The sequence below is a fragment of the Streptomyces nanshensis genome (assembly GCF_001751255.1).
Classification (GTDB): domain Bacteria; phylum Actinomycetota; class Actinomycetes; order Streptomycetales; family Streptomycetaceae; genus Streptomyces; species Streptomyces nanshensis_A.
On record NZ_LJGW01000697.1, the window covers coordinates 1 to 8381 of the forward strand.

Genomic DNA, 8381 nt, shown 5'->3' on the forward strand with positions numbered 1-8381 from the left:
CGCCTCCGTGGTCGCGCCGCGAGGGCGGTCCGCCCCGGCTGCCGCGCGGTCCGCGGTGCGCCCGGTGCCCTCCGGGGTCGCGGCCCTGGTCACGTGGCACTGCGATGTCCCTTCCGACGGCGGGTCCTTACGCGACCGGACGATACATACCGGACGCTTCGCGCGGGGGCGGCGGGGGAGATCACACGGCCGGCCGCGACGGTGGGGACGGCGCCGAAACCGTCCGCGGGAGAGAGGCGTGGAGGCGTCCCGTGACCGGGAGATGTCCGGCTCGCGCCGTGCCGTGCCCGCTTCCCGCCCGTCTGCGGAGGGGGCTCGTTGACAGGGCCGCGGGTGCCTGCTGGACTCCAGCGCGGTCCGCGCGCCGCCGCACGCGCGCCGGAGCCGCAGACGTAGTCCGACGCAGCCCGCAGCCGTACCCGAGAGCCGCACGCGTACCCGAGCCCGAACCGGAGAGGTCCGTATGCCCGCGCCCGCACCGTCCGCCGACCCCGGCGGCGCCGCCTCCGCTTCCGCATCGGCCTCCGCTCCGGTGGCGGTGCTCGGCGAGTGCGTCGCCGACGCGTTCGTACGGCCACCGGCCACGGACGCGGGCACCCCGGCCATCGGACTGGACGTGCTCCCCGGCGGCGGCCCCGCCAACACCGCCGTCGCGCTGGCCCGTCTCGCCACCCCGACCCGCTTCCTCGGCCGCATCTCGGGCGACGTCTTCGGACGGCTCTTCCGCGACCATCTCGCCGAGTCCGGCGTCGACTTGAGCCGTACGGTCGGCGCACACGAACCCAGCACCCTCGCGGTGGCCGACCTCGACGACGAGGGCCGCGCCGACTACTCCTTCCACGCCGAGAACACCGCCGACTTCCAGTGGACGCCGCAGGAACTCGCCGCCGCCGCGGACGGCCCGCTCTCCTGTCTGCACACCGGCTCGCTGGCGCTCGTACGGCCGCCGGGCGGCGCGGCCATCGAGGAGCTGCTCGCCGGCGTACGGCAGCGCGCCACCGTCTCCGTCGACCCCAACGTCCGCCCCCTGCTGGTCGAACCGGCCGCCTACCGCAGCGCCCTCCCGCGCTGGTGCGCCGCCGCCGACATCCTGCGCCTGTCCGACGACGACCTCGCCCACCTCGTGCCCGAGGGCACCTCCCTCGAAGAGGCCGCCGGCACCTTCCACGAGTACGGCGCCCGCCTCGTCGTGGTCACCCTCGGCGCCGACGGCGTCTTCGCCTCCCTCGACGGCGAACACCTCCGCGTCCCCGCGCCGCCGGTGACGGTCGTCGACTCCGTCGGCGCGGGCGACTCGTTCATGGCGGGCTTTCTGCACTCCCTCCACGAGGCCGGCGCCCTGGGCGGCCGTCTCGACGCCCTGGGCCCCGAACACCTCGCCGCGGCCCTGCACTTCGGCGTCCGCGTGGCGGCGGCGGTCTGCGCGGTCCGCGGCGCGAACCCGCCGTGGGCGGGGGAGTTGTGACCGGGGGCGGGCCGGTCCCGGCGAAACTCAGGCCGTCGTACGGGACTTGCGTACGGCGGCGGTGATCGCGACGCCGATGCCCCCGACCACCAGGACCAGGCCGCCTATGTTGTCCCACTGCGGGCCGCTCTTGGCCTCGCGGATTCTCTCGTAACTCTCGATCGATATGGGGCAGTTCTTCTCCTCGTCGACGAAGCCCGACGTACGGGAGGTGTCCTTCGCGCACTCCGCCTCGGGGCCCGCGGGCTCCCAGACGAACAGCCCGATTCCCAGCACGATCAGCACGGCGGCGAGTACGAACAGCTTCGGCTTGGTCATGATTTCCCCTGTTATGGCATGCGGATTCGGTCGTCGCCCGGCGTGATGAGGGCACGTAAAGGTACATCCTCAAATGAGGGGACGACTCCGCAGTCGCCGCGCAGGCGCTGCTCCGGCCCGTACGCGGATCGAAGACTCCGTACGGGGGGACGCCCGCCGGGCGGGCGCGGCGGCCCCGCACCGACGGCGAAGGTCGCCGGTCAGGGCCGCCGTGACGAGACGCGCCAGGAGAAGGTCCCGCCCCGTCCGCGCCGCGTTACGGCACCTCCGGGCGGGCCCTGTCCATGATCGCGCGGAGGTCGAGGGTGTGGGGCAGGGTGCCGAAGTTGGTGCCCCAGTCGGTGCCCAGCCGGGAGGCGCAGAACGCGTCGGTCACCGGCGCCGGCGCGTAGCGGACCAGCAGCGAGCCCTGGAGGACCTGGGCCATGCGTTCCACCAGGCGGCGGGCGCGGGCCTCGATGCCGTCCAGGTCGGAGAGTTCGGCCAGCAGGTCCTTCGTCGCGGCGTCCAGACGGTGGTCCGCGCCGCGGGCCTTGCCGATCTCGGCCAGGAACGCGTCGAGCGCCTCGGGGGAGCGCTGGAGGGCGCGCAGCAGATCCAGCGCCTGGACGTTGCCCGAGCCCTCCCAGATCGCGTTGAGCGGGGACTCGCGGAGCATCCGCGGCATGCCGGACTCCTCGACGTACCCGTTGCCGCCCAGGCACTCCAGCGCCTCGACGACCACGGGGGTGGCGCGCTTGGTCACCCAGTACTTCGCCGCCGGCACCGCCAGCCGCAGCAACGCCCGCTCCTGCGCCGCGAGTTCGCCGTCCCCCTGCGAGGCGTCGAAGGCCGTGGCGAGCCGCATCGTGAGGGCCGTCGCCGCCTCCGACTCCAGTGCCAGGTCCGCCAGGACGTTCTGCATCAGCGGCTTGTCCGCGAGGATGCCGCCGAACGCGCTGCGGTGCGCGGCATGGTGGGCGGCCTGGGCGACCGCGTTGCGCATCAGCGCCGACGAGCCCGTCACACAGTCGAGCCGCGTCGCGGCGACCATCTCGATGATCGTGGCCACTCCGCGGCCGACCTCGCCCACGCGGCGCGCCCACGTCGTACCGTCGAACTCGACCTCGCTGGAGGCGTTCGAGCGGTTGCCGAGCTTGTCCTTCAGGCGCTGGATGCGGAAGGTGTTGCGGGTGCCGTCCGGCAGGACGCGCGGCACGAGGAAGCAGGTGAGCCCGCCCCCGTCCGCACCGGCGCCGCCGTCCCCGGCGGCGCCCCCGTCTCCGCCGTCGCCCGCGACCTGTGCGAGCACCAGGAAGACGTCCGACATGGGCGCCGAGCAGAACCACTTGTGCCCGGTCAGCACGTACTCGCCGTCGCCCGCGCCGCCGCCCGTGAGCGGCACGGCCACCGTCGTGTTGGCCCGTACGTCGCTGCCGCCCTGCTTCTCCGTCATGCCCATACCGGCGATGGCACCGGCCTTCGCGGAGGCCGGACGGTCCAGTCCCGGCTGGTACGTGTGCGAGGAGAGCAGCGGCTCCCACTCGGCGGCGACCGCCGGCTCCCGGCGCAGCGCGGGCACCGCGGCGTGCGTCATCGAGACGGGGCAGCCGTGGCCCGCCTCGACCTGGCTCCAGACGTAGAAGCCCGCGGTGCGGCGCAGTTGGCCGTCCGGACGGGACCAGGCGTCGGTCAGGCCGGCGCTGACGGCGCGGTCCATCAGCCGGTGCCACGCGGGGTGGAACTCCACCTCGTCGATGCGGTTGCCGTACCGGTCGTGCGTACGCAGCACCGGCGGCACCTCGTTGGCCTGGCGCCCCCACTCCTGGGCTTCGGCGGAACCGGCGCCGAGGCCCAGTTCGCTCAGTTCGGCCCGTACGGCCTCGGCGTGCTCGGGGGAGGCGTGGCGGGCGACCGCCTCGGTGAGGGCGGGGTCTGCCGCGAAGATGTCGTAGTCGACAAGGGGTGGCGGCTGATTGGTCACGGTGTGAGTGGAGGCTGGCATGGCAGATACGTTAAGGAGGTGCAACCAGCCGACGAAACCCCACCGCGCCAGGGCGGTCGCTTCCGCAGGGCGCGAGTCGTCTACCGGAACGTCCCCAAACGCAAGATGGCGTGGCTGCTGCTGAAGGACACCGTCAACTCCTGCATGGAGTACCGCGTGCTGGGGCTCGCGGCCGAGGCGGCGTTCTTCACCCTGATCTCGATCCCGCCGCTGCTGCTAGGACTCATCGGACTGCTGGGGTATCTCGACGCCTGGATCGGCACGGACACCATCGCCTCCATCCGGCACAACTTCCTGGACGCCTCGGCCACCGTGCTCTCCGACCGCGGCGTACGGCAGCTCGCCCGTCCGCTCATCGACGACGTCATCCGCGGCGGGCGGCCCGATGTGATCTCCCTCGGGTTCGCGCTGGCGCTGTGGTCGGGGTCGCGCGCGGTGAACGTGTTCATCGACACCATCACCGTGATGTACGGGCTGGACGGGCAGCGCGGCATCGTCAAGACGCGGCTGCTGGCCTTCCTGCTGTACCTCGTGGCCCTGGTCGTCGGCGCGGTCGCGCTGCCGCTGATGGTCGCCGGGCCGGACGCGGTGCTGCGGCTGGTGCCGCAGGCGCAGTGGCTGGTCACCGTCTTCTACTGGCCCGTGGTGCTGCTGCTGTCCGTGGCGTTCCTCACCACGCTCTACCACGTCTCGGTGCCGGTGCGTTCGCCGTGGCGCGAGGACATCCCGGGCGCGCTCGTGGCGCTGGTGATGTGGGTGCTCGGCAGCGCGCTGCTGCGGCTGTACATCACCAACACCGTGGAGGGGCCCACGATTTACGGGTCGCTGGCCGCGCCCGTCGCCGTACTGCTGTGGATCGGCGTCTCCGCCTTCGCGGTGCTCGTCGGGGCCGCCGTGAACGCCGCCATCGACCATGTGTGGCCGTCCGTCGCGACGGCCACGGCACGGCGCATGAACGAACGGGCGCGGGAGGAGGCCGCCGCGGAGGTCGTCGCGGCGGTGGCCGCGCGCCGTGCGATGCGCGAGGCGGAGAGCACGGGCGGCGACGAGGAGGACCCGCCGGCCGAATTCCCCGAACGCTGGACGAAGTTCCTGCCGCACGCCGACGTACGGGCGCGGCTGCGGTCGCGGCGCAGCCGCTGAGCGCCGCTCGCTTCTGTGCCGGGCCTCGCCCGCCCCGTCCCGCGGACGGAAAAAGGGTTCGCGGGGGTGCGTGCGGGCGGGCTAGGGTCCGACGCGAACGGGAGCGGGCCGCGTGACGCGGACCGCCCGGAGGACCGAGGCGTGCGGGAGGTGAGGACCGATGGCCGTCGTCGTGCCGGGCGCTGCCCGCATCCAGAAGTCCGTTGATTCCACCTCCGTGGTCCCCGGCTGACACCACCCGCCCCGCAGCGGCGCGGGTGTGCGCGCTCCGCGCACGGGCGGCCGGACCGCGCCGGCGAAGGGTCCTCCCGTGTCTCCCCAGCGTTCCGTACCGTCATGTCCCTCCGGATCTTCCGTTCCTTCCGAATCTGGACCGTCCGTTCCCTCCGAACCGTCCGCGCCTTCGGTGCCACCCGTACCGCCCGGCGACCCGTCCATGACTCCGGGCGACGTCCCGGACTCCCGTACGTACGGGCCCCGTTCCGCTTCCGCTGCCGAATCCGCCGCCGCCTCCGCGGTCGCGCACCCCCTGCGGCGCTACGGATGGGACACCTGCGTCGCCGACGCCTTCGCGCCGTACGAGGACGAGGGCCTGATCCCGGCACGGGTCGTACGCGTCGACCGCGGCCGGTGCGATGCCGTCACCGCCGAGGGCACCGTGCGCGCCCGCACCGCACCCGTCGCCACCGACGACCCCACCCGCGCCGTGTGCACCGGCGACTGGGCCGCGCTGCACCCCGGCGGCACCGGGGAGACCGCGGACGGCTCGCCGGAGGTGCGGGCGCTGCTGCCGCGCCGTACGGCCTTCGTACGCTCCACCGCCGGCAACCGCTCCGAGGGGCAGGTGCTCGCCGCCAACGTCGACGTCGCGCTGATCGCCGTGCCGCTCGCCGCGGAGCTCGAACTGCCGCGCGTGGAGCGCTTCGTGGCCCTCGCGTGGTCGAGCGGCGCCCGGCCGCTGGTCGTCCTCACCAAGGCCGACCTCGTCCCGGACCCGGCCACGCTCGCCCAACTCGCCGCGGACGTCGAGGAGTCGGCGCCCGGGGTGGAGGTGCTCAGCGTCAGCGCCGCCGACGGGGACGGGCTCGACGTGCTGTCCGCCGTGATCGCGGGCGGCACCTGCGTACTGCTGGGCCCGTCCGGTGCGGGCAAGTCGACGCTGGCCAACGCGCTGCTGGGGGAGGACGCCCAGGACGTACATGCCGTACGCGACAGCGACGGCAAGGGGCGCCACACCACGACCACCCGCGATCTGCTGCCGCTGCCCGCCGAGGCGGGCGGCGGCGTCCTCATCGACACCCCGGGGCTGCGCGGCGTCGGGCTGTGGGGCGCGGAGGACGGCGTGAGCAGTACGTTCGCGGAGATCGAGGCGCTCGCCGGCGAGTGCCGCTTCCACGACTGCCGGCACTCCGCGGAACCGGGCTGCGCGGTCCTCGCCGCCGTCGAGGACGGCACGCTGCCGCAGCGCCGGCTGGAGAGCTACCGCAAGCTGCTGCGCGAGAACGAGCGCATCGCGGCCCGTACGGACGCGAGGCTGCGGGCCGAGCAGAAGCGGCGGTTCAAGGAGATGTCGGCCGTCGGGCGGTACAACGCGGAACGGAAGCGGGGGCCGCGCCGGGACCGGTGACCGAGGGGCCGGTGAGCCGCCGCGGCGGGGTGTGGGCGGGGCGCGTGCGGGGCGGGCGCGCCCTGTGCGTACCGTGCACCCGTCCACCCCGCCCGTCCGTCCCTCCAGTACGTCCATCCCGTCCGCCCCGCACCCCTGCACCCGTACGCCGACGAAGGGCCCCGCCAGGTGAGCACGTTCGGACCCCGTGAGTTCCAACTCGTCCTGCTGCGACGGATGGCCGACTTCCAGCAGGACCTCGTGCTGGACGCGCTGGCCGAACTGGGCTCCGGGCGTGCGGAGATGAGGGAGGCCAACCGGCGCTGGCAGGCCATGCTGCACTCGCGGCGCGACCGGCGCAGCGCGGTCGGCCGGTACCGGTCGGTGCTGGGGCCGCCCGAGCGCTCAGGGCGGCGCGCGCTCGGCGATCTGGACACCGAGGTGCTGTCGTGGCCGGTGCCGCTGTGGCCCTCGCTCCGCTTCGAGGTGGTGAGCCTGCCGGGCGGCGGCGCCGTCACGGAGTGGCTGGTGCGCGCGCCCGGGGAGCCGGGGCCCGATCTGCGTACGGTCGAGGATCTGCGGCCGTGGTCGTGCACGATCGACGAGGTGGCCCGCGCGTACGCGCCCGCCCGGCCGCTGGAGGGGTCGGCGCCGACACGGTGGCGGCTGGGCTTCGTCGCGGCGGACGCGAACGGCGAACGGCACGAGGTGATCGCGGAGTTCACCTGGGGGCTGTTGCAGCGGCTGCCGCACGTGGAGCCGGTCGGGGACCGCTGAACCGGGCGCGGACCGCCCCCTCTCGCCCTCTCCGCACGGGACCGGACGCCGTACGGAAAAGGCCGTGCGGCGTCCGCGGCCGCCGTCGTACGCTGCGCGCATGACGTGGCGACATTGAGTTTCATCCGGACTCTCGTCCGAACCTTCCGCGACCGCGCCCGCCGCCGTCTCCCGGCTGGCCCGGCGGCTCTACGCCTACGCGTTCCTCGAAGACCTGATCCTGCTCTACCCCGTGTACGCCCTGCTCTTCAGCGAGCACGGGCTGTCCGCCGCCGAGATCTCGTCGCTCTTCATCATCTGGTCGAGCGTCACGTTCGTCGTGGAGATCCCCTCCGGGCTCTGGGCGGACCTCTTCTCGCGCCGGCGGCTGCTGATCCTCGCCCCGCTCGTGACGGGGACGGGCTACGGGCTGTGGACGTGGCTGCCCTCGTACCCGGCGTTCGCGGCGGGGTTCGTGCTGTGGGGCGTGGGCAGTTCGCTGCGCTCGGGGACGCTGCAGGCGCTGGTGTACGAGGAGTTGGGGCGCCGGGAGGCGACGGACACCTACGCGCGTCTCATGGGACGGTCCCAGGCGATGGGCACGACGGCCATGATGGCCGCCACCGCCGCCGCCGGACCCGTGCTGCACCTGGGCGGCTACGGGGCGGTGGGCGCGGCGAGCGTCGCGGTCTGCGTACTGGGCGCCCTCGTCGCCCGTACGTTCCCCGACTCCCGTGCGCCGCGCGGCACTTCGCACCCCGCCGGTGCTCCCGCCGGTACGAGCGACGAGCCCGAAGCGAGCGACGAGCCCGAGGGGGCCGAGGGGCCCGAAGCGGCCGACGAGCCCGGTGCCGGCGGCTTCGTCGCGACGCTCCGCACCGGTCTCGGTGAGCTGCGCGGCTCGCCCTCCGCCCGTGACGCCGTCCTGCTGACCTCGGCGGTGACCGGCGCCCTGATGATCGACGAGTACGTACCGCTGCTGATCGGCTCGATGGACGTGGCCGAGTCGACCGTGCCGCTGCTGATGCTGCTCGTCACGGCGGGCGTCGCCGCGGGCGGCTGGTGCGCGGGGCGCGGGGCGCGGCTGCTCGGTCCGGCGCTGGCGCTCG

General features: G+C 74.1%; 7 protein-coding genes. 5 read left to right on the plus strand and 2 right to left on the minus strand.

Annotation, left to right across the window (positions count from 1 at the left end; genetic code table 11):
* Positions 1-463: 463 nt before the first annotated feature.
* Positions 464-1465, plus strand: coding sequence for a carbohydrate kinase family protein (locus AN218_RS32080; protein ID WP_079132822.1), 1002 nt, complete (start codon positions 464-466; stop codon positions 1463-1465).
* Positions 1466-1492: 27 nt separating this feature from the next.
* Here AN218_RS32080 and AN218_RS32085 read toward each other — a convergent pair whose 3' ends face one another.
* Entirely contained in the window at positions 1493-1783 is a 291-nt protein-coding gene (locus AN218_RS32085) for a hypothetical protein (protein WP_070020541.1), read from the minus strand.
* A gap of 256 nt (positions 1784-2039) precedes the next feature.
* Entirely contained in the window at positions 2040-3767 is a 1728-nt protein-coding gene (locus tag AN218_RS32090) for an acyl-CoA dehydrogenase family protein (protein WP_070020542.1), read from the minus strand.
* Between the two features lie 18 nt (positions 3768-3785).
* On the opposite strand from AN218_RS32090, the gene AN218_RS32095 reads away from it, so the two are divergent.
* From AN218_RS32095 to AN218_RS32110, 4 genes are all read left to right on the plus strand, one after another.
* Positions 3786-4910 (plus strand): YihY/virulence factor BrkB family protein, encoded by a 1125-nt coding sequence (locus tag AN218_RS32095; RefSeq protein WP_070020543.1) that lies wholly within the window; start codon positions 3786-3788, stop codon positions 4908-4910.
* Positions 4911-5346: 436 nt separating this feature from the next.
* Positions 5347-6537, plus strand: a complete 1191-nt coding sequence (gene rsgA / locus AN218_RS32100) for a ribosome small subunit-dependent GTPase A (protein WP_079132823.1) — start codon at positions 5347-5349, stop codon at positions 6535-6537.
* A gap of 216 nt (positions 6538-6753) precedes the next feature.
* Positions 6754-7293 carry a hypothetical protein gene (locus AN218_RS32105; protein ID WP_244900892.1) on the plus strand — a complete coding sequence of 180 codons (540 nt, stop codon included), beginning with the start codon at positions 6754-6756 and terminating at the stop codon, positions 7291-7293.
* A 232-nt stretch (positions 7294-7525) separates the two neighbouring features.
* Positions 7526-8381: MFS transporter (locus AN218_RS32110; RefSeq protein WP_070020545.1), on the plus strand; the 856-nt coding region annotated here is incomplete at its 3' end.